The 22,050-nt window shown below is 64.5% G+C and carries 22 protein-coding genes; 8 read left to right on the forward strand and 14 right to left on the reverse strand.

The annotated features are described in order from the left end of the window. Positions 1–9: 9 nt before the first annotated feature. From R3P95_RS04770 to R3P95_RS04795, 6 genes are read right to left on the reverse strand one after another with little or no spacing between them, the layout of a single operon-like run. Positions 10–1,260, reverse strand: coding sequence for an acyl-CoA dehydrogenase family protein (locus R3P95_RS04770; RefSeq protein WP_317547444.1), 1,251 nt, complete (start codon positions 1,258–1,260; stop codon positions 10–12). Between the two features lie 13 nt (positions 1,261–1,273). After that, a complete protein-coding gene (locus R3P95_RS04775; protein WP_317547445.1) occupies positions 1,274–2,428 on the reverse strand; it encodes a thiolase family protein in 1,155 nt (384 codons plus the stop codon). Further along, the gene (locus R3P95_RS04780; RefSeq protein ID WP_317547447.1) at positions 2,425–2,811 is read right to left on the reverse strand and encodes a Zn-ribbon domain-containing OB-fold protein; all 387 of its coding nucleotides are present in this window, start codon (positions 2,809–2,811) and stop codon (positions 2,425–2,427) included. Before R3P95_RS04780 ends, R3P95_RS04775 begins: the two co-directional genes overlap by 4 nt. A gap of 14 nt (positions 2,812–2,825) precedes the next feature. Further along, complete coding sequence (locus R3P95_RS04785; RefSeq protein ID WP_317547448.1) at positions 2,826–4,262, reverse strand: 2-oxo acid dehydrogenase subunit E2; 1,437 nt, start codon at positions 4,260–4,262, stop codon at positions 2,826–2,828. 2 nt (positions 4,263–4,264) lie between these two features. Then, positions 4,265–5,299 carry an alpha-ketoacid dehydrogenase subunit beta gene (locus R3P95_RS04790; protein ID WP_317547449.1) on the reverse strand — a complete coding sequence of 345 codons (1,035 nt, stop codon included), beginning with the start codon at positions 5,297–5,299 and terminating at the stop codon, positions 4,265–4,267. A gap of 19 nt (positions 5,300–5,318) precedes the next feature. After that, positions 5,319–6,347, reverse strand: a complete 1,029-nt coding sequence (locus R3P95_RS04795; protein ID WP_317547450.1) for a thiamine pyrophosphate-dependent dehydrogenase E1 component subunit alpha — start codon at positions 6,345–6,347, stop codon at positions 5,319–5,321. A 130-nt stretch (positions 6,348–6,477) separates the two neighbouring features. Here R3P95_RS04795 and R3P95_RS04800 point away from each other — a divergent pair, with 130 nt between their 5' ends. Further along, positions 6,478–8,025 (forward strand): AMP-binding protein, encoded by a 1,548-nt coding sequence (locus tag R3P95_RS04800; protein ID WP_317547451.1) that lies wholly within the window; start codon positions 6,478–6,480, stop codon positions 8,023–8,025. Positions 8,026–8,052: 27 nt separating this feature from the next. Here R3P95_RS04800 and R3P95_RS04805 read toward each other — a convergent pair whose 3' ends face one another. Continuing rightward, a complete protein-coding gene (locus tag R3P95_RS04805) occupies positions 8,053–9,066 on the reverse strand; it encodes an NADP-dependent oxidoreductase (RefSeq protein ID WP_317547452.1) in 1,014 nt (337 codons plus the stop codon). Further along, a complete protein-coding gene (locus R3P95_RS04810) occupies positions 9,063–10,787 on the reverse strand; it encodes a PEP-utilizing enzyme (protein ID WP_317547453.1) in 1,725 nt (574 codons plus the stop codon). The genes R3P95_RS04805 and R3P95_RS04810 overlap by 4 nt, the downstream gene beginning before the upstream one ends. A gap of 159 nt (positions 10,788–10,946) precedes the next feature. Between R3P95_RS04810 and R3P95_RS04815 the strand changes: the two genes are divergently transcribed. Then, positions 10,947–11,723 carry an SDR family NAD(P)-dependent oxidoreductase gene (locus tag R3P95_RS04815; protein ID WP_317547454.1) on the forward strand — a complete coding sequence of 259 codons (777 nt, stop codon included), beginning with the start codon at positions 10,947–10,949 and terminating at the stop codon, positions 11,721–11,723. Positions 11,724–11,760: 37 nt separating this feature from the next. Beyond that, a complete protein-coding gene (locus tag R3P95_RS04820; RefSeq protein WP_317547455.1) occupies positions 11,761–12,555 on the forward strand; it encodes a maleylpyruvate isomerase family mycothiol-dependent enzyme in 795 nt (264 codons plus the stop codon). On the opposite strand, the gene R3P95_RS04825 is transcribed toward R3P95_RS04820, so the two are convergent. The 5 genes from R3P95_RS04825 to R3P95_RS04845 all read right to left on the reverse strand — a co-directional run bounded on the left by R3P95_RS04825 (position 12,548) and on the right by R3P95_RS04845 (position 16,982). After that, entirely contained in the window at positions 12,548–13,345 is a 798-nt protein-coding gene (locus tag R3P95_RS04825; RefSeq protein WP_317547456.1) for a ThuA domain-containing protein, read from the reverse strand. The genes R3P95_RS04820 and R3P95_RS04825 overlap by 8 nt on opposite strands. 16 nt (positions 13,346–13,361) lie before the next feature. Next, complete coding sequence (lpdA, locus tag R3P95_RS04830; RefSeq protein ID WP_317547457.1) at positions 13,362–14,762, reverse strand: dihydrolipoyl dehydrogenase; 1,401 nt, start codon at positions 14,760–14,762, stop codon at positions 13,362–13,364. Positions 14,763–14,769: 7 nt separating this feature from the next. Continuing rightward, positions 14,770–15,531, reverse strand: a complete 762-nt coding sequence (locus R3P95_RS04835; RefSeq protein WP_068051590.1) for an SDR family NAD(P)-dependent oxidoreductase — start codon at positions 15,529–15,531, stop codon at positions 14,770–14,772. A gap of 39 nt (positions 15,532–15,570) precedes the next feature. Next, entirely contained in the window at positions 15,571–16,269 is a 699-nt protein-coding gene (locus tag R3P95_RS04840) for a histidine phosphatase family protein (RefSeq protein WP_317547458.1), read from the reverse strand. Positions 16,270–16,340: 71 nt separating this feature from the next. Next, a complete protein-coding gene (locus R3P95_RS04845) occupies positions 16,341–16,982 on the reverse strand; it encodes a TetR/AcrR family transcriptional regulator (RefSeq protein ID WP_317547459.1) in 642 nt (213 codons plus the stop codon). Between the two features lie 49 nt (positions 16,983–17,031). Between R3P95_RS04845 and R3P95_RS04850 the strand changes: the two genes are divergently transcribed. From R3P95_RS04850 to mftM, 5 genes are all read left to right on the forward strand, one after another. Then, on the forward strand, positions 17,032–17,751 hold the full coding sequence (locus R3P95_RS04850) for a TetR/AcrR family transcriptional regulator (protein WP_317547460.1): 720 nt from the start codon (positions 17,032–17,034) through the stop codon (positions 17,749–17,751). A 74-nt stretch (positions 17,752–17,825) separates the two neighbouring features. Continuing rightward, on the forward strand, positions 17,826–18,560 hold the full coding sequence (locus tag R3P95_RS04855; protein ID WP_317547461.1) for a ThuA domain-containing protein: 735 nt from the start codon (positions 17,826–17,828) through the stop codon (positions 18,558–18,560). Positions 18,561–18,667: 107 nt separating this feature from the next. Then, complete coding sequence (locus R3P95_RS04860; RefSeq protein WP_052047385.1) at positions 18,668–18,973, forward strand: hypothetical protein; 306 nt, start codon at positions 18,668–18,670, stop codon at positions 18,971–18,973. Then, on the forward strand, positions 18,970–20,343 hold the full coding sequence (locus tag R3P95_RS04865; protein WP_317547462.1) for an aromatic ring-hydroxylating oxygenase subunit alpha: 1,374 nt from the start codon (positions 18,970–18,972) through the stop codon (positions 20,341–20,343). The genes R3P95_RS04860 and R3P95_RS04865 overlap by 4 nt, the downstream gene beginning before the upstream one ends. 205 nt (positions 20,344–20,548) lie before the next feature. Beyond that, entirely contained in the window at positions 20,549–21,376 is an 828-nt protein-coding gene (gene mftM, locus R3P95_RS04870; protein WP_317547463.1) for a mycofactocin oligosaccharide methyltransferase MftM, read from the forward strand. 68 nt (positions 21,377–21,444) lie between these two features. Here the strand turns inward: mftM and R3P95_RS04875 are convergent, their stop codons facing one another. Next, positions 21,445–22,029, reverse strand: a complete 585-nt coding sequence (locus R3P95_RS04875; protein ID WP_317547464.1) for a TetR/AcrR family transcriptional regulator — start codon at positions 22,027–22,029, stop codon at positions 21,445–21,447. Positions 22,030–22,050 lie beyond the last annotated feature (21 nt).

Here is a 22,050-nt window from a genome sequence, read left to right on the forward strand (position 1 = left end):
ACTGGTGGGTCAGCGCTTGTCACGCCCCGACCACGGCTGATCGCGGTTCTCTCGCGGCTCGGACGGTAGGCCGAGCACTCTCTCGCCGATGATGGTGCGCTGAATCTGATCGGTGCCGCCCGCCAACCGGTAGCCCGGGCTACCCAGCAGATGCTCGGACCACGCGAACAGGTCGTCGTCGACACGGGCAGAGATGTTCTCTCCCAACATGTCAGCGGCAATCTCGCCGATTCTGCTCAGCACGTCCGATGCCATCAGCTTTCCGACCGACGCCGCCGGTCCCGGCGAGATCCCTGCCGCTGCGGCCCGCGCTACTCTGTCTGCGGTGGCGGCGCGCAGTTCGGATCGGATGTACACGTCGGCGATGTCCTGACGCACCAGCGGATCACCGGCAACGCCGAGGGACTGCGCGAGCGCCACCAACTCTGCGACGGAGCCGCCCTTCTTCCGGGTCACCGAACCGGAGGCGGTGCGCTCGAAAGCCAGAGTGGCACCGGCAACCTTCCACCCCGCGCCGACGTCGCCCAGACGCATGCCGTCGGGAACTCGAACGTCGTGCAGGAAAACCTCGTTGAAGGATGCGCCCCCGCTCATCTGCCGAATCGGGCGGATCTCGACGCCCTCGAGGTCGAGTGGAATCAGGAACGCGGTGATTCCCTTGTGCTTGGGTGCGTCGGGATCGGTGCGGGCCAGCAGCATCCCGAGATCTGCGAACCGTGCGCCCGACGACCACACCTTCTGCCCGTTGAAGATCCAGTCATCCCCGTCGCGCACCCCGCGACATCCCAGCGCCGCCAGATCGGAGCCGGCACCGGGCTCGCTGAAGAGCTGACAGGCCAGCAGATCCGTGCGCAGCAGTGGATTCGCGTAGGTCGCACGTTGTTCGTCGGACCCGAACATCGCGACCGCAGGACCGACGAGACCCGTCGTGACACTGATGAGTTCGGTCGAGAGCGGCACATCGAACTCACGCTCGGCCTGAGCGATGGCCGATGCGAACGACGCCGGAAACCCGCGTCCACCGTGCTCGACCGACAATGTCACCGCGCCGTAGCCGGCGTCGAAACGCCTGCGGCGGTAGTCTCGGACGGCGTCGAGCAAAGCCGACTCGTCCTCGTCGGACAGATTGCGAAAGACGGCCAGATCCGGCCGGTCCTCCGGTGACGGTGCCGGCCGTGGCGGGAGGACCGAACTCAACCACGAGCTCACCTCCGCCCGAAAATCGGCCAACTCGGGAACGGTGTCGACAACCTGTGTCATGGTTCGCCTTTCGCTATCGACTCGTCAGCACGGTGCAGGCCGACAACCCCGGTGCCCCGTAGACATGTGTGAATCCGACGGCCGGCCCGCCGAGCACCTGACGTCCGTCCGCCCGACCTTGCAATTGACGCACCACCTCGTGCACCTGCCGCAATCCGGATGCGCCGATCGGCTCACCTCCGGCCAGACATCCACCGTCGGTGTTGATCGGGAGCTCGCCGTTCCAATCGGTCGCGCCGGACGCGAGCAACTGTGCTTGCTCACCGTGCTCGCAGAGACCGGTTTCGGCCATATGGATCACCTCGGACCCGGAGTCGGTGTCCTGCAACTGCGCCACATCGACCTCGGCCGGATCCACACCGGCACCGGCGAAAGCAGCCGCAGCCGCGTCGATACTCGGACTGCGGCTCGGGTCGGTGGCCAACCACGGTGAGAAGACCTCGAAGGATCCCGGCCGTCTCGTTCGGACTTCGACGGATGCCAGACGAATCGGCCGTTCGCACATGTCGTATGCCTGCTCACCCCGAGCGAGAATCAGCGCCACGCCGCCCTCGCCCGGCGAACAGAACATGTACTGCGTCAGCGGGTCGTTGATCATCGGGGACGCCAGAACCTGCGCAGAGGTCAGCGGAGTGCGACGCCATGCCATCGGATGCGCCGCCCCGTTGGCGAAGGCTCGCTCGGATACCGCTGCGAGCGAGTGTTCGTCGAGTCCGTACCGGTGGAGGTACCGGCGAGTCTTCATGGCGAAGTACTGCGTCGTGACCATCAGACCGGCCTTCGCGTACCAGGGGTCGAGACCGTACGCCGCTGGGTCGGATGCGAATGCTCCTCGCGGATGCTTGTCGAAACCGACGACTGCGACGATCCCCGCTCTACCGGCGGTGAGCATGTCGGCTGCGGTCGACAACGCGACTCCCCCTGTGGCGCAGCCATTCTTGACTGTCGTGAACGGGATTCCGGTCAGTCCAAGCCGAGACACCAGCGAGTCGGGCTTGCCGGAGACGTTGCTGCCACCGACGGCCGCGTCGACGTCGGACCACCCGATTCCGGCGTCGGTCAGCGCGGCACGAAGTGCGTGTTCACCCATGTCCATACCGGACACACCGTCGTGTCGCCCGAAGGCGTGCATACCGGCTCCGACGACGAAGATGTCGGCGGGGTTCAAGACGCCACCGTGGTGAAGGCGAAAGTGACGTCGCCGCCGCCGAGGTCGAGCACACGCAGTTCGACCTCGTCTCCGATCGCTACCTCACCGATGATTCGGGACTCGACGAGCACCGTACCGAGATCGACATAGGCGACGACGAACGGTTCGAATCCCGACGGCGGCGGCTGGTACGGCGGTTTCGGCGCGAACGACTGGGTGGTCCACGTCCAGATCGTTCCTCGGTTCGGCAGCGCGATGCGCGTGACGTTCTCGCCGGTACAACCCGGGCACCGCTCGGCTGCCGGAAAGACGACCACATCGCAGTCGCCACACGAACTCCCGGCCAACAGTGGTGGGTCGAGTTCGACGAACAGCCTGTCGTCTGTCGCAATCGGTTCCATGTCGTGCTGCTCGCCTAGTGCGCCAACAAGCTCAGTGGACGCGCCAGGATCTTGCTCACCGTGCGGAGGTATTCCGCTGCGGGAGCGCCGTCCACGGCCCGGTGGTCGAACGTCAAGCTCAGGGTCATCACCTGAGTCTTGACGGGAGTCTCACCTTCCCAACGGAATCCGTCCTTCACGCGGCCGACTCCGAGGATCGCGACATTGCCGGGATTGATGACCGGCGTGAAGAAGTCGACCCCGTGTGCCCCGAGCGTGCTGACCGAGAACGTCGCACCCTCCATGTCGGACAATCCCAGCGTCCCCGTTCGGGCAGCTGTCGCCAATTCCGTTGTGCGAGCGCCGATTGCGCCGATCGACAGCGAATCCGCTCCCCGAACGACCGGAACGACGAGACCACCGTCGACCGAGACGGCTACGCCGATGTCGATGGCCTCGAACAACGTCACCTTCTCGTCGGCAATTCCCGCGTTCAACAGGGGATGTTCCCTCAGCGCCAACGCTGCGGCCTTGACAACGAAGGCGTTGAGGCTGGGCGGCTTCGACCCGCTGGACGCCGACTCGGCTCCTAGCTCCGCCCTGATCTTCACCAGTGCGGTCACATCTGCTTCGTAGCCGTGCGTCAGCTGTGCCATGGAGTGCAGACTGTCGAGCATGTTGCGAGCGATCGCGCCTCGCATGCCCTTCAGCGGAATGACGTCGCCGGCTTTCGGGCCGGTCTCGCGTGCGGGCGCGTCCGCTTCCACCGGTTCCGCGGCAACTGGAGTCGACACACTGTGACCGGCAGCAGCCTCGATGTCGCCCTTGGTGATTCGCCCTCCCGTACCGCATCCGACGAGCCGGCTCAGATCCACTCCGAGCTCGGCTGCCCGACGGCGAAGTACCGGTCCGACGAACTGTCCGGCCGCGCTGTCCGCGCCGCCCGCCATCTGGGCCTGCGCTGCTTCGGGTGTCGCTACCTTCTCGTGAACAGGCACTGCCGCGACGAACTCCTCGACGTCCTCGGACACGATTCGTCCACCGGGGCCGGAACCCCGCACCTGAGCAAGATCGATGTGCGACATCTCCGCGACCCGGCGGGCATTCGGAGACGACTTGATTCGCGAGTCGCTGCTCTGTGTGCGCACCTCGGTCTCGCCTGCGACGGTGGCACCGTCGTCGGCGGCCGGTTCGTTTGCGGTCACGACCGCTGCGTCGACACCCGGTGCCGTTTCGCCGTCACCGAGAAGCCACCCGATCACCGCACCGACCGGCAACACGTCACCGGCCTGCGCGGTCGTCGCGAGGATTCCCTCGGCCTCCGCCTCGACATCGACATCGACCTTGTCCGTTTCCAGGCGCAGAAGAACGTCGCCCAGACCGATGCGCTGGCCGGATTCGGCCACCCACTCGCCGATCACGCCTTCCTGCATCGTCAGACCCAGCTTCGGCAGCACGATCTGCTGAGCCACGATCAGTTCCTTTCGAGGAGACGGCGTGCACCCGCGACAATGCGGTCGGCGTCGGGAACGTAGGCCTTCTCGAGTGGAGTGCTGAATGGCACAGGCGTGAAGGGCGCGCCGACGCGCAGGACGGGCGCGTCCAAGTAGTCGAACGCCTCCTCCTGGATCTGCGCGGCCACCTCGGCTCCGATTCCGCCGAAAGTCACTGCCTCGTGCACCACCAGAATGCGGTTGGTCTTCGACGCGGACTTCACGACGGTGGCAGTGTCCAGCGGCTGGACCGTGCGCGGATCGACGACCTCCACCGACACCCCGGACTCGGCCAGGATGTCCGCGGCCTTCAACGCTTCGGAGACCATGCGGCCGAACGCCACGATGGTCACATCCTCGCCTTCTCGCGGGACGGACGCCTCGCCGAGCGGGATTGCGTAGACGTCCTCGGGAACCTCGGCGCGGGCACCGAGAAGGACCTTGTTGAGCATGAACACGACGGGGTTGTCGTCACGTACCGCCGAGACCATCAGTCCCTTGGCGTCGTACGCGTTCGACGGCATGACCACCTTGAGACCGGGCGTGTGAGCCAACCAGGCCTCGAGGCTCTGCGAATGCTGTGCGCCCGCACTGACTCCTGCTCCGTATGCGACTGCGATGACCATGGGGACCTTGACCTCGCCGCCGTACATGAATTTCATCTTGGCGGCCTGGTTGACCACCTGATCGAGCGCGACGGCCAGGAAGTCCATGAACATGATGTCGACGATGGGGCGTAGACCACGTGCGGCCGCCCCGACGCCGAGTCCGATCAGACCCATCTCGGCGATCGGAGTGTCGACCATGCGGCGCGATCCGAACTCGGCTAACAGCCCGTCGTACATGTGGAAGACGCCGCCGTAGGCCGCGACGTCCTCGCCGGCGACGAAGACGTTCTCGTCCTCGCGCATGACCTGGGCGACGGCCTCGTTGTAGGCCTTGACGTAGGTGGTGATTCTGCCCGCAGCGGCCGGTGCCGTCGCGGTTGCGTTGGGTGTTTCCGTTGCAGTAGACATGCTCAGCCTTTTCAGATCTTCAGTCGCTGTAGACGTTGAGGGCGAAGTCGGCCAGATCCGGATACGGACTGGCCTCGGCGAAACTCACGGATTCTGCGATGTCGGCGTCGACCTCGGCCCAGACGGTCGCGAATTCGGCTTCGGTGACGAGCCCCTCGGTCACCGCCCGCGCTTCGAGCAACTTGATGGCGTCGCGGTCCTTCCAGGCCTCGACCTCCTCCTCGGTGCGGTACGTCTTGCGCAGACCCTTCACACCCTGGTGGTCGTAGTAGCGATACGTCTTGGCTTCCACCAGGGTCGGACCGCCACCGTTTCGCGCCCGCTCGACCGCGCGACCGACTGCGGCACGCACGGCGATCGCGTCCATTCCGTCGCAGATCTCGCTCGGAAATCCGTAGGCCGCAGCGCGATCGGCCACATTCTCCAGCTTCATGTGGTCGCGGAGTGCCGTGAATTCGGCGTATCCGTTGTTCTCGCAGACGAAGACCACCGGTAACTCGAGTATTCCCGCGATATTGGCCGCTTCGTGGAACGCCCCGATGTTGCTCGCTCCGTCGCCGAAGAAGGGGACGGCCACCGAATCCTCCTCGCGGTACTTGGCCGCGAACGCAGCACCCACCGCGATCGGAATACCGCCTCCGACAATGCCATTGGCACCGAGCATGCCGATCGACAGGTCGTTGATGTGCATGGAGCCGCCGCGGCCCTTGCAGTAACCGTCGACGCGGCCGAACAACTCGGCGAACATCGGCTTGAATTCGGCACCCTTGGCGACGGCATGACCGTGTCCGCGGTGGGTCGAGGTGATCTGGTCGGTGTCCCTGAGATTGGACATCGTGCCGGCCGCGACCGCCTCCTGGCCGACGTAGAGATGCAGGAAGCCAGGCATCCGTCCGCCCTCCATCAACCGGCCGGCCTCGGTCTCGAACTGCCTGATGCGCACCATCCTGCGGTGCAGATCGAGCAGAACCTCCCGACTCGGCGTCGGATCGTTCGACCCCACGGGCTCTACGGCCTCGCGGGTCGGGTCGGTCGCGGTCGAAGTCACCACGTACACCTCTTCTCTGCAGACTTTGTTTACGTCTTCACCAGTATGAGCCCAACACTAGCGCAATGTAAGTAGAATCACTATAAAGTTACTTCAGCCCGCCGCGTCACACCTTTGGAGGATCGATCGCATGCTCGACCGAATCAGAGATCGAGCACGAAACGAGCCATCAGGCCGGGCATTGACGGACGACACCACCTCGATGACGTGGTCCGACCTGCTCAGCGTCCTCGAGGCGCTCGGCGAGCGCCTTCTCGAGATCGCCCCCGATTCAGACGATCGCATCGCCGTCATCGGCGAGAACTGCGCTCCGACCCTGCTCACGCACGTGGCGGCCATCGCGCGGGGGGTCGGTACCGTCGCGATCTCCCGTCAGCTGACACCGAGCGAGATGTCGGAGCAGTTCCTCGACTCCGGAACCGTCGCGGTGGTGACCGGTCCGGCCGGCCTTCTCTCGTCCCGCGCCGCAGCGGCCACCGCGGGCCTACGCGAAGTGATTGCGCACGGCTGCGACGGTGGCGTCGACACGGTGGCCTGGTCGGTGGCCGTCGCGCCGCAACGAGCTGCGTCTGCATCCACACCTCCGACCCAGCGACCCGCACGTCCGCCTCTGGTCTACACATCCGGCACCACCGGCCGTGCCCGAGGCACCCAGGTGCGTTGGTTACCGGCCACGGGCCAGAGCGCTGCGGAATTCGGCGACGCGGTCGCCGCGCGGTCGGGTTACCCGGACGGAGTTCACCTCGTCGTGGGACCGCTTCAACACAACGGGCCGTTGACCGCCGTTCGGCATCTGCTCTCCGGCAACCCCGTGGTGGTGCTGGGACGCTTCGACGCCGAGAGAACGCTGGATTCGATCGACCGCCACCGCGTCACGTCCACGTTGATGGTTCCGACGCACTTCCAGCGGCTGCTCGGACTCGATTCCCACATTCGCTCGACGTACGACGTCTCCAGTCTCGAGTACGTCGCGCATACCGGCTCGGCGTGCCCACCGGACGTCAAGCGATCGATGATCGACTGGTTCGGTCCGGTTCTGGTGGAGTCCTACGGCGGCAGCGAAATCGGGACGGTGTGCAAGATCGCCTCGCCGGACTGGCTCACGCACCCGGGATCGGTCGGGCGGGCAGTACCGCCCTTCGAAGCAGTCGTGGTCGACGCCGACGGAACCGAACTCGACCGCGGGCAGGTCGGGGTGCTGGGCTTTCGAACCCCGCCGGAACGCAGCGTGGTGTACCACGCAGATCCCGAGAAGACAGCAGCCGCTTACATTTTGCCGGGCGTGGCAACGCTGGGCGATGTCGGCTACGTGGACGAGAACGGGTTCGTCTTCATCACCGACAGAGTCGCCGACATGGTGGTGTCGGGAGGCGTGAACCTCTACCCCGCCGAAAGCGAACGAGTTCTGGCCGCACACCCCGCCGTGACCGAGGTCGCGGTCATCGGAATACCGGATGCCGACTTCGGCGAAGCCCTGCTGGCTCTGATTGTCCCGGAACCGAATACAACACTAGATATCACCGAACTCGAAAGGTTCGCCAAGGCGTCGATGGCATCGTACAAATGCCCCAAGCGCTACGTGATCGTCGACGAGCTGACCCGCAACGTCATGGGCAAGCTCGACAAGAAGGCACTGCGAGCACCGTACTGGGACACCGACCGGACCATCGCCGGGTAGACGTCGGGTCCGTCGGGACGACACGGGTCAGGACACCCGGACCAGCATCTTGCCGACGTTTCCGCCGCCGAGCATGGACACGAATGCTCTCGCCGCGTTGTCGAGGCCCTCGTGGATCGTGGACTCGGCCACGATCTCGCCGGCAGCGAGCCAGCCGGCGACGCGGTCCTCGAACTCGCCCCTGAGATCCTCGTGATCACGGACGATGAAGCCTCTGACGGTGATTCGCTTCAGGATCACCTCGATCAGACGGTCCAGAGGTGGACTGTCCGGACCGCCGTTCGAGATCATGCCGCACAGGGCGACGCGGCCTTGCTGCCGAAGCGCAGACAGTGCCGCCACGAGGTGGTCGCCGCCGACGTTGTCGAAGTAGAGGTCGATGCCGTCCGGTGCCGCATCACGAAGCGCGGCACCGATCGGGCGGGCGCGGTAGTCGATTCCCACATCGAACCCGAACCGATCACGCAGCAGTGCCGCCTTGTCCGGTCCCCCGGCACTACCGACGACTCGCGTCGCACCGAGCAATCTCGCGAACTGACCCGCAGCGCTGCCCACTGCGCCTGCCGCAGCGGATACGAACACCGTGTCTCCCGTTCGGATCTCACCCGCGCGCTGCAGTCCGCAGTACGCCGTGAATCCGGTTTGGCCGAGTATTCCGAGCCAGTGGTGCAGGTCGATACCGCGTGGGTCGATCACCGTGGCCGCAGAGGTGTCGATCACCGCGTGTTCACGCCAGCCGAGTCGATGCCGAACGTGGGAACCCGCGGGCACCTCGTCGGTGCCCTCGAGCACCACCCCCAGCGCCGAGCCGTCGAGCGGAGAACCCACCTCGATGTTCGTGGTGTACTGCATGTTCGACGTCCCCAGGCGTCCCCGCGTCGACGGATCGACGCTCATGAAGATGTTTCGGACGAGAAGCTGACCCGCAGTGCGTTCGGGTAACGGCAACTCGCGAACCTCGAAGTGCCGAGCTTGGGGTTCCCCCGACGGTCGCTCGGCGAGAAAGACTGCCCGCGTCGCGGTAACGACACCCGCACTCACGGCAGCTCCAGAATGGTGACCGTGCCCTTGGACCCGTCGATCTCCACGAGCGCTCCGTTGGGAATGCGGCGAGTTGCCGCGGGAACTCCTGCAGCGCAGGCGATGCCGAGTTCGCGGCTGACGATCATCGCGTGGGAACCCATGGCCCCGACGTCGGTGATTGCGCCACCCGAGACCATGAACAACGGTGTCCACGACGGATCCGTCTGTGGCGCAACGAGGATTTCACCGACCTCGAACTCGTCGAGTGCCGCCATCGAGGTGATCACCCTGGTGCGGCCCTGGGTGACTCCCGGTGACGCGCCCGAACCCTGCAACACATCGCCCACCCGTACGGGCTCGACGGCCGACTGCCCTTTGCGGCCGAGGGAGGACAACGGCGGAAACGCCTCGCGTCCGTCGAGGAACGTGGGCAGCTCGAGCCCGAACAGTTCCTTCCAGTCGCTATGGCGTTGTGCAAGTATCGGTGCGATCGACTCGGGCGCACTCGCCAGTACGTCGAGTTCGGCGTCGACAGCCATGAACACGTGGTCGGCCGATTCGAGACGACCCTCCGAGAACAGTCGGCGTCCGAGCTCGACGAGCGGAACCCGGGCTTCGTGCAACACCTTGATGCAATTGGTCTTCGCCCGCTCCCGCCACGCGGCGAAACGACGAGCCGACGCAAGTGCGGCGGTGAGAGTTGCTTGCCCCTCGGCATTGTCGCCGACGATGTCCGCGGCCTCCTTCAGCGCTTTGTCGGTGGCCGACGCATGGTCGGCCAGCCGCGCATGCGGTGAGGCCGCGTCGTCCTGCAGCCGAAGTCGGTCGACCAGACCGAGTACCAGTTCGGGGCGGGTCTCCCACGACACCGATCCGAGATCCCATTCGTTGGGTCCGCGGTAACCGAAGTCGAGCAGGAACTGCTCGAGCTGTGTGTCGAATTCGGAGTCGATCCCGTGCACGCGCGCACCGACACCGTGGACCCCCTCGGCGAAGGCGGCCATCAGTGTGTCGTTTGCCCGCACCAGTCGGCCCAGATCCCACAGTGCATACGACGGCAGCGCCGAATCGACATCGCCGGCGGCACCGACGAGGGTCACGATGAGGTCCTGATGCTCGGCACCGAGCAACTGACCGAGTACGGCGGGGCCCACCGCGGAGCAGTTGGTGGCGACGACCTCGCCGCGCCAGGCCACTCGCTCGAGGGGCATCACCGAGCGTGCGCGCGCGACGAGAGCAGCCGGGGTCAGCACCGACAGATCCGGCCGTTCGGTCCGAAGGCGATCGGCAAGAGTTCGATCCTCCTCCAGTTCGGGAAAGTCCTCGGTCGAGAGCGCCCAGGCGTTCCTGGCTTCCAGGCGGCGGCTCGCGTCCGAGTTCTCGTCGTCTGGATGTGCCACGTAGGGAGGGATGTTGGGGTCTCCGCCGTACCAGAGCTGGTCGACCAGCTCGACGGGCAGTCCGCCCCGAATCCCGGTCAGACGCGACATCGACATGTTCACGTAGAGATGTCCGTAGAAGATGGCTGCCGACGCCGTCAGATCGGGCGACTCGGCCAACGAGTAGCTACCGAAGCTGGCATAGCCGAAGTTCCATCCCGGCAGGATGTTCTGAATCCACCCCAGATCCGCGCCGAGCGGCGTGATCGGGTCCGACAGCACGTCACTCGCGTTCAAGCGTGTGTACACGGGGAGACGGGTGCTGGGCTCGGTATCGACCAACCAACGCTGTTCGGACATGTCGCTTCTCGTCTCTGACGTCATCGCCGACGTCTCGATGGATAGTTTTTTGATTCGTTCTGCACATTGCTGTGACTTCCGCCACTCTACATGCAAGACTGTAGACGATGACAAGTTACTTGTCCGAGATCCTGTCCGACATTTCCGAGGAGCACTTCGATGAAACTGCAAGACAAAGTCGTTGCCGTCACAGGCGGCACGCAAGGCATCGGTCGCGGCATCGCAGAGGCCGCTTTGGCCGAAGGCGCGAAGGTCTCACTCAACGGCCGCTCGGCCGAGAAAGGTGACAAGGCCCTCGCCGAGTTCGGTGTCGGAGATCGCGCTGCGTTCTTCGCAGGAGACGTCACCGTTCAGGCGGACGTAGAGAACTTCATCGAGCAAACGGTCGCCACCTTCGGTCGAATCGACGTACTGGTGAACAACGCCGGTGGCGCAAAAGACCTGCAGCCCACCGTCGATCTCAGCGACGAGGAGTGGACACTGGTGATGAACTGGAACCTGAATTCCAATTTCTGGGCCACCCGTCGAGCACTCAAGCACATGCTGCCCAACCAGTACGGCCGCATCATCAACATCTCGTCCGTCGAAGGCAAGCACGGCAAGCCCGTGTTCACGGCATACGTCGCGGCCAAGCACGCCATCAACGGCATGACCAAGTCGATCGCCCGCGAGGTCGGCACCCAGGGCATCACCGTCAACTCGATCTGTCCCGGACTCGTCATCACCGACATCATCAAGAACAACGGACCCGGCACCGCCGCGGCGATGGGAATGTCGTTCGACGAGATGGTCGCTCTGTTCGCCGAGGAGTCGGCCATCAAGCGGCCCAACACGATCGAAGAAGTATCGGCGATGGCCATGCTGCTCGCCTCGGACTCCGGTGCCGGAATCACCGGAGCCATCCTCAGCGTCGACGGCGGAACTGCGTCCTACTGATGATCACCCCAGCGGTGCAACAACGACGGAGTCATGCATGAGCACAGCCGGATTGTCTGCCAGTCGCGAACTCGCCGAACGCTATTCGGTGGTGATCAGAGGGCTTACCGCCGAGGAGTGGTCGGCTCCCAGTCGCTGCGCCGGGTGGTCCGTCAAAGACCTGGTCGCGCACACGGGATCGAATTTCAAGGTCATGGTGGACCCGCCGCCTCACGACCCGTCGGCTCCCGTTCCGACTACCGCGGAACAGGCTCAGAACCTACTGGTCGATGCCCGACGAGACTGGTCGAGCGCGCAGGTTGCCGACGAATTCCTGTCCAACGCGGCCGGAGCACTCGGAGTACTCGAAGCGATGCAGAGCAGCGAGTTCGCATCGACGCCGATGACACTGACCGATCTGGGAACCTATCGCACCCATCAGCTTTCGGATGCCTTCGCGTTCGACATGTGGTGCCACCTCTACGTCGACCTGCTCGGACCCGACGGTCCGGTGACACGCGATACTCCCGATCCGGAAGACGACCTGGTCCGCACCGCCGTCGAGTGGATGTGGACCGGCCTACCGCAGATGTGTACCCCGGTCAGCAGCGTCCTCGACCGACCGCTCGGCGTGCACCTCACCGGTGCAGGCGGCGGCGAATGGACCCTCCGGCCCGGTTCCGAACTTCTGACGGTCGAGTCAGGTATCACGGGCGCCGACACCGTGGTTCGCTCGTCGGCAACGGATTTCGTGCTCTGGGGCACCACTCGTAGTCCGTGGCGACAACACGTCTCTGTCGAGGGCGACGCGTCCTACGCCGAGAAGGTCCTCGACACCGTCGACATCATCTGAGCACCGGTCGGTCGTGGGCCGTCGCACCGTTTCCGGTGACAGCCCACGACAGGCAGCGCTCGAACACGGTGCGGAACTGAGGTACCGTCCAGCTCCCCCTGTCCACCCGGCCCAGATCGTCGATGCCGAGATCCTGCACATCGAATCGTCCTCGGCAATGGCCGAGCGTGAAGTAACACACGGTCCCCCGGCCATGATCCTTGAGGTAGAGCACCGGACGCGGTTCGTCGTCGGCGGTGTGCCCTTCCTCGAAACCCGTTGACTCACCGACGAATCGAGTGTGCGCCAGGATCTGGATCGGCGGATGCAGCTCGCTGACGTAGAGCTCGTCGGTCACCTCGAACGAGTCGATTCCGGCCACCAACGGGTGCGCCGGATCGGTTATTTCGACCGTGTACGGCGCAATCGGAGGATGTCCGAGAAACTGGCTTCCCAGCACGGGCGCAATCGTGCCCAGAGTTCGTGGCGTCACGTACTTGCTCGGCGAACCGGGCGCAGTCCTGTCGATCGCCGAGTTCGTGCCGTGCAAGGCGAGCCAGCGGCCACCACGAGAGACGAACTGGGCCAGAGCATCTTGCTGCGCGTCGTCGGGAACTCGATTGCAGGTGTAGGTGACAAGGAGGTCGGCCGTAGCCAGCGCCTCGATGCAGTCGTAGTCCTCGAACACTCTGGTACGGACGTGCTCGTACTCGGCCAGGGACGACAACAGTTGCAGGCGTGCGTAATCGAAGTCGTGCCACTGCCCTCCGCACACGAGAACGGCATCGAGTCGGCCTGCCGGTCCAGGCATCGCTTCTCCTTGTTCGTCAGCTGTGTGCGTGCAGCGCTTTCCCCGCCAACGCGAGGTGCGCCTCCCCCAGAGCTTCTGCCTGGGTCGGATGGGCGTGTACGTGCTGGGCGACGTCCCCTGCGGTCGCCTGCCAGTTGTAGATGAGCTGCGCCTCCCCGATCAGTTCACCGACACGCTCGCCCACCAGGTGAATTCCCACCACGCGACCCTCCGGTCCCGCCTGGACGAGCTTGACCCCACCGGACGTGCGCAGAATCCGACTCTTGCCGTTACCGGCGAGGTCGTAGACCACCGTTGTGACCTCGCCGAACTGCTTCGCGGCTTCGCTCTCGGTCAATCCCACCGACGCAACCTCCGGGTTCGAGTAGGTGACCCGCGGAATTCCGTTGTCCTCGACGGGTGTGCAGTCCACACCTGCCAACTGCTCGGCCACCAGCATGCCCTGAGCGAAACCGCGGTGTGCCAGTTGCGGACCGGCCACGATATCGCCGACCGCGAAGACCCCGGGAACCGTCGTCTGCAGCCATTCGTCGGTAACGACGAATCCCCGGTCGAGCTCGACTCCCGACTCCTCGAACCCCATGTCGGCAGTACGCGGCCCGCGCCCGACAGCCACGAGCATCAGGTCCGCTTCGAGTTGCGATCCGTCGTCGAGATCGACGTGCACGCCGCCGCCCGGTCGTTCGGTGACTCCGCTGAACGCAGTCTTCGTGCGCAGAGTGATACCTCGTTTACGGAAGGCTCTTTCGATCTGCTTGGTTGTCCACGGATCCTCCGTGGGAAGCAGCGTTGCCGCGGCCTCGACGATGGTGACGTGCGCACCGAGCGAAGTCCAGACGCTGGCGAACTCGCATCCGATCACGCCACCGCCCAGCACCACGACACTGTCCGGAACATGATCCAGTTCCAGAACACGATCGCTGGTCATCACCGAACCGCCGATGTTCAGGCCCGGCAACGACTTCGGTTGCGAGCCGGTGGCCAGCACCAGTGCTTCACCTCGGTACGTGCCGATTCCGCCGTCGGCGAGTTCCACCTCCACGGTGCGATCGTCCACGACGCGGCCGCGACCGGCGACGAGCTCGATCTCACGGGACGCCACCAACCCCTGCAGTCCTCGGTACAGGCTGGCAACCACCTCGTCCTTGTACTTGTTCACAGCAGTCATATCGACGCCGCCGAGGGTTGCCTCGATCCCGAAAGTCGATGCCTCCCGGACCGAATCGGCGATCTCGGCCGCGTGCAGCAGCGCCTTGGTGGGGATGCACCCGGTGTGCAGGCACGTGCCGCCGAGGCTGCCTGCCTCGATCATGACGACCGACATGCCGAGCTGCGCGGCCCGCAACGCGCAGGCGTACCCGCCCGAACCGCCGCCGAGAATCACGACGTCGGCGCTGCCCGTCAGCTTCTGTGCCATGCCGCGCTCAGAAATCGAAGCGGTTGGTGAATCCGCCGTCGACCACCATGTTGATACCGGTGATGTGCCCAGCGGCCGGCGAGGAGAGGAAGGTCACGGCGTTCGCAACGTCCTGCGCCGCAGCCAGTTTACCGAGCGAAGCCGCGTCGAGAGCGGCCTCGTACAGTGCCGGACGACTCGTCTTGATCGTGTCCCAGGCACCGCCCTCGAAGAAGACGGGGCCAGGTGACACCGCGTTCACTCGAATGCCGGCAGGTCCCAGTGCGCGGGCCTGAGCCGACGAATGTTGCAGGACAGCGGCCTTGAGCGCGCCGTAGCTGTTGGCCGTGCTGATCGGTCCCGCCTCGAGCGCGGACGTCGTGCTGATCGTGACCACCGACGCGGCGTCGGACTTCTCGAGGTGTGGCTTGGCCGCTTCGATGAAGTTCACCAGGCTCATGAGGTCGACGTCGAAGCTGTTCTGCCATGCCTGAGCGCCCTTGCCTGTTGCGGCAGAAGCGTTGACCACGACGATGTCGATTCCGCCGAGGGCACCGGCTGCATCCTCGACGAACGATGCAACCGCGGCGGCGTCGCCCACGTCGACCGCTTTGTGGAAGACCGTGCCCAAAGCGGACAGTTCTCCGGCAACCTCGTTCAGGTGCTCCTCGCCGCGGGCGCACACACCGACGGAGGCTCCCTCCGCCAGGAGTGTGCGGGCGATCGACAGGCCGATGCCGCGGCTCGCGCCACTGATGATTGCACGTTTTCCGCGTAGGTCGAGATCCATGTGAGACTCCTTGACTGTGACTTGATTCGACTGCAGGACTTAAAGATTCATGGCTCCGACGTGCGTCTGGAAGTCGAGCACATGAGTGAAATCGTTCACCGATTGCACCGCGCGACGCGTATCGGCACCGCGCACCACACTCAGCGAGGTGTGGTGGACTCGAACCGGCATGTCGAATGCACTGCCCAATGCGTCGGCGAGCACGGCGTTGATGACACCGCCGTGGCAGCTGATCACCACTCGCTGACCCAGATGCGCGTCGACGATCGACGAGATCTGCCGGAGCACACGAGCATGAAACTCTGCGCCGTCCTCGGCGTAAGTGAAGGCACCGTAGCGGCGCGTGCGAATGTGATCGCGGAACATCGCAGCGACCTCCTCGTGCGGTAGCACCTCGAACGGAGACTGGTCTGCCGGAAACTTCTGCCACGGTTCGTATTCGGAGAGTTCGTCACGCACGACGGGCTCCAACCCGTGCTTACCCGCGATATGAGTGCCGGTACGCAGTGCGCGACGCAACGGGGAACTGTAGACCGCATCCACCCGTGTGCGCGCGAGTCGGTTCGCGACCGCCTCCGCTTGTCGCTCACCGAGTTCGGACAGGGGTGGGTCGACGGTCTCTTTGGCGCTCAGTTCTTTGCTGAGTATCTGCTCACCATGCCGAACCAGGATCAGTTCACAGAGCCCGGCCAACGGGGCAAAGGGATTGTCAAGATCGATGGACCTGGCGCGCGGCATGGAAGCAAGTCAACCACAAACTGTCGTCGCTCTAAAGATACTTCGCGAAATCGGTGCCGCGAGATCCCTCGTCAGACGCTGGAGATGTCGGCCGCGAGCTCGCGAACTTCCTCGGAGAACCGTCGTCGGCCGAGGTCGGCCAGAACCGCATCCTCGGTGAGCCACGACGAGGCCGCCACTTCGAGCAGGGTCGTCAATGCAACCGCTGCGGCACCCTGCTTCGCTTTGGACGCAATGCCGCTTCGAGTGCGCAGTTCGCTCGAGAACAGCGCCAGCATCACCGAACGCACTTCTCTTCGCAGGGTTTCGATGGACAGACTCCAACCGGGCGATCGGGTGAAGTACACCAATGCGGCAGCACGGTGCTGATCCGTCCACTCGAGCAACGACGAAATGATGTCACCCAGCGCAGCGTCCGGATCGGCCGCGATCTCTGCCCGGAGTTCGTCGAGGAGACCATCCGCGAACAAACGCAACCCGGCGAGCAGAACCTCGTCCTTGGACGGGTAGTGGTAGTAGACGGCCGCCGACGTCATCTGGGCCTCAGCGGCGATATCGGCCACGGTGACGTCCTCGATGGACCTGACCGAATACAGATGCATGGCGGCGTCGACCACTACTTCGCGCCGCGACGGCCGGTGCGCCGCACGCTTGGCACCCTTGTCCGCCGGGGCCGTCACCGTCGATTTCGGCTTCACTGCCTTTGCTGCCATGACGTAGATCATGGCACCATGCAGTGACCCGGGTGCCGAGGAGGACGCTGTGCCGAGACGAACCAGCAGCTCGACGTCGAAAGTCGACGAGAGTTCCGAGCTCGAGACTGCCGTCGATTCTCCAATCGCGTCAGATCCGGACACCGCATCCCTCAAAGGATCTGCCCACCGACCCTCTCGCCGCCACCTCATCGTCCAGGCAGCGGTGCGTGTCTTCTCTCGCAAAGGATTCGCGGAGACGTCGATTCAGGAGATCGCCGAAGCAGCGGGCATGGTTCCGACTGCGGTCTACTACCACTTCGCCAGCAAGGAAGAGCTGTTCGATACCGCGCTCGGTTACGCAATGGACGCCAGTACCGCCGCAGCCCAGGCGGTTCGACCGGACGACACCGAGGCCGATGCTGCTGCGTTCAAGGATGTCGTCGATGCCGTATGGGACTGGACCGCAGAACATCCCAATGCGGCCCGGATGTTGTTTCTACAAGTGGCCGGCGGTGCCACGCCGGGGACGCGTCTACTGACGAAGGAATACGAGGACAGGCACGTCCGCCGCGCCTTCGACTACTTCCCCGACGCCGAGATACCGGCGAACAAGCGATCGGCCGCGGCGCAGCACGCCGCGCGATCGCTGCGAGCACGCACGATGATCGCAACGACCATCGCCATCCAGCCCCTGCGGATCGAGGGCGGGCCGTTGTCCAACATTGCGGTGTCTCGCCTCCGGTCGGCCACCACCGATGTGTGCGCGAAAATGATCGAGGGTCGCTGAAGCTCCGACGGACGGCCACCACCGTCGAGTAACTTGACTGAAACAACAGTCAAAACTCTGAACGGACGTCCCTCATGCGTATCGCGGCTTTTTCCGGTGGACACTCCTTCGATCGTGACGCGTTCGCCGAATTTCTGGAGTCGATGCCGGGCGAGGTCACCTGGTTCGAGCATCCCGACGCGGATCCCGGACCCACAGCGTTCGACGTCTCGCTGCACTACGACATGCCGGGCACATTGCCCCAGCCGTCCATGCCACCCGATTCCCTACGCGAGGAGGTGAGGGCGGCCCCGGAGTCCGGACATGGGTACGTCGTTCTCCACCATGCCATCGCATCGTGGGCCGCCTGGGACGAGTGGTCGGAATTCGTCGGTGGCCGCTACCTGTATCGACCAGGCGTGGTGCGGGGTGTCGAGCGCCCCGATTCGGGCTATCGGCACGCGGTTCCGCAGCGCATCTCGGTCGTCGACACCGACCACCCGATCGCCGCAGGGATTCCCCAGTCTTTCGACCTGATCGACGAGACCTACCTGTGCGAAGTCTTCGAGGACGACGTGACCCCGCTGCTGCGAACCGATGCCGAGATGACCGACGCCGTTCACTTCTCGACTGCCTCGGCCATGGCGGGCAGGCGAGACGATCGCACGGGGTGGCACCACGCGCCCGGTTCGTCGCTGGTCGGGTGGACAAAGACGAACGGTCGTAGCCGACTCGTATACCTGCAACCGGGCGACGCAGCACCCACTCTGTCGAACCCCGTCTACCGCCGGCTCGTGGGGGCAGCACTCCTCTGGGCCGCTCGGCGATAGTTATTGGAGTCGCAGTAAAGAAAAGTGTGCTCATCGTCACTGTTCACTGTTACAGTTAATGGATAGAGCATTAAGTAACACCGCTACTGATCATCAAGGAGATTGCGATGCGACAGATCAAGCATCCGATGAGCCACGCGATCTACGAGTTCGACGACGACTTCAACGTCCTGGTCACCACTCGCGACGGCAAGACCGGCACGTTCGATCCGGAAGGTCGCTACCTCCACGGCGAGGTGAAGGCGGTGGATCCCGAACTGGCCCGATGGGTGGGGCTCGGTCCCCGCGCTCCCGTCCCCATCACCCAGAACCGGCGCTTCATGGGCGCTGCGAAGCTGCTCGAGAAAATGCAGGCCGACAAACAGGCGCAGGACGCCCTCGCCATCACGCTGGAACAGGGAGGCAAGCTGTGACCGATATCGATGAGCGCGCCGAAACACCCGTCGAGAACGGGACGGGGTATCAACGACTGCTCGAGACCGATACACACCCGGTCCCGGACATCCTGCGCGAGGAATCGCACGAGCAATACGCCGACCAGAATTTCGTGCCGGTATCGCGCTACATCAGCCGCAAATACCACGAACTCGAACGAGACCGGGTCTGGTACAAGGTATGGCAGATGGCGTGCCGCGAGGAAGAGATCCCCGAGCCGGGGGACACGCTCGTGTACGAGATCTGCGGGAAGTCGATCCTGCTCGTCCGAGGTAAGGACATGGGCATTCGTGCGTTCTACAACTCGTGCCTGCACCGTGGCCGTACCCTCCGCGAAGAGGACGGCCCGGCCGGCAACGAAATACGTTGTCCCTTCCACGGTTTCGCCTGGAACTTCGACGGCTCGCTAAAGTCGATGACCTGTGCCTGGGACTTTCCTCAGGTCGACAAGTCGAAGATGGACCTGCCACAGGTCAAGGTGGACACCTGGGGTGGCTTCGTGTTCGTCAACATGGATCCCGAATCCGAATCACTGGACAGCTTCCTCGGCGATCTCGGAAAGCACTTCGAGGCGTGGCCTTTGGAAGACCGATTCATCCAAGCGCACGTCGCTCAGGTCATCCAGGCGAACTGGAAGATTGCGCAGGAGGCATTCTCCGAGGCCTTCCACGTGATCACCACTCACCCGCAGCGGGTCGTGGGAACCGGCGACTCCAACAGTCAGTACGACAGCTGGGGCAACTTCAACCGCGGCATCACGGCGAACGGAGTACCGAGCCCGCACATCAACTTCGTCCCGACCGAGCAGGAGATGTTCGACTCGATGATCGATGCGCGCATCGACGAGGACCCGATGGTGACGCTCCCCGAGGGTGTGACCGCGCGGGAGATGTCCGGCATGCTGGCCCGCGAGGGTCTGCGCGAGATCATCGGTGATGTCAAGGCGGACAACATGTCCGACGCGGAATCACTGGACAGCATCTACTACACCGTGTTCCCCAACTTTCATCCATGGGGCGCGTACCAACGCATCGTCTACCGATTCCGACCCAACGGTGACGACCACGAGACCTCGATCATGGACGTGTACCTACTGGCACCGTTCAAGGGCGAACGGCCCAAGCCTGCCAAGACCCAGTGGCTGCGACCGGAGCAGTCGTGGTTGGAAGCAACGGTGCTCGGCAGTTCGGCGCGGGTGTTCGACCAGGACGCGTACAACATGCCCAAGGTGCAGAAGGGCTTGCAGTCGGCGCAGTCGAAGACGCTCCCGCTGGCTCGATACCAGGAAGTCAAGATCCGGCACATCCACCATCTGCTGGCACAATGGATCGGCGAGGAAGTGGACTGAGACCGGCGCGACGTCGGGAACCTGCCGGCCATCTGCACCACCTGACCGTCCGGGTAGGCAGTGGCCCGTCCGGCGCGTGGGTTCCACGTCCTCCGAACGGCCCGATCTTCCCTGGATCGGTCCCTTCGCACACCGTCGTGTGGAACGCTCGGCGGTGTGCGAAGGTACGGCTTCGCCGAGAGTCCGACGAACAGAATGGCTTTCGATGACCGAGTTGGATGCACTCGCACCGAGCCCGGATGGAGTCTGGGCTCACGAGAACGTGGTGGTTCGGCACCTCCCCGGACTGGAATTCGACGCGGCCCGAACAGGGTCGACCGTGCAGGTCTGCCACGGCCTGACGTCTGCGGGTATCGGTGAGCGCCTGGTTCCGATGGTCACCGCACACGCCCGCCATGTAGGTCTTTCGCAGCGCGAGTTCGAGTTGGTGTTGGTCGGGATCGTCCGCACCACGGTCGCCGATCCGGTCGACGCATGGGCCACCTATTACCGCAATTCGTTGGACGAGCTGCTCTCGGGCACCGCCGATTTCGCGCCTGTCCACGAACGGGCGGAGAACCTGATCGTCGGGTCGGTACTCGACCTGGGTTCGTGTTTCGGCTTCTTTCCACTGCGGCTGGCGATGGAAGGCCACTCGGTGACTGCGACGGACCTGTCGGCCGGAACCATGCGGTTGCTCGCCACCGTGGCCCCACACCTCGGGGTCACGCTCGACACCGTGGTGTGCGACGCCGCCAATGTTCCCGTTGCCGACGGCAGTGCCGACACGGTGACTGCACTGCATCTCCTCGAGCACGTCGACGCCGAGACCGGCTCCCGCATAGTGGAAGAAGCGCTACGCATCGCGCGCACCCGTGTCGTTGTCGCCGTGCCCTTCGAGACCGAGACCACCGCCTGCCACGGACACGTCCGCACATTCGACGAGGCATCGCTGGTCGAGCTCGGTCGGTCGTCGGGCCGCGCATTTCGGACCTTCGAGCACCACGGTGGGTGGCTCGTGATCGACAAGGCCCCGACTCCCCAGCTCGTTTGACGATCGGATTCCGATCGAGCTCGCCAGCACACTTCAAGATCACCAGCGGGCACTCGTCGAGATCGGGATCAGGCCTGCCGAGCGTTCTCACCGGATCGGTGTGCCGGCCCCGTCTTCGTGTCCGCCCATCGACTCAGAGCAATGACGAACCCGTCGACCAGACGCTCAAAACTCCGATCGATGTCCGCACTCATGGCGAACGCTCCTGCCGTTTCGTAGGAGACGAATCCGTGGAGGGTGGATCGAAACGCCCGGATCGCGTCGACCGCATCGTCGCCTTCGAGGCGGTACGCGGTCAACACGTCGGCGATGACACCGATGGCAGCCATGGAGACCGACTCGTCCTCGGTATCACCCGGGGCGGGCATCAGATTCGACGCCTCGTACCTGGCCGGGTGCTCGAGCGCCCAAGCGCGGTAGGCCCGCGACATGGAGGAAATACTCTCTGCTCCCGAACGGCCTACTGCCGCTCGGGCGAGAACTTCGCCGAGTTCCCGCTTTGCGTTGACGGCAATGTCACGGTGCAGGCCTGCCATCGAGTCGATGTGCTTGTACAAGGAGGGCTGGCGTACGCCCAGTCGGTCAGCCAGCGCCGCCAGCGTCAGCTTGCCGAGACCGACTCGGTCCGCCATCACCGCCGCTTCCTCTGCCACGCGTGCACGCGTCAGACCCGC

The organism is Rhodococcus cercidiphylli (assembly GCF_033042225.1).
In the GTDB taxonomy this organism is placed as follows: Bacteria; Actinomycetota; Actinomycetes; order Mycobacteriales; family Mycobacteriaceae; genus Rhodococcoides.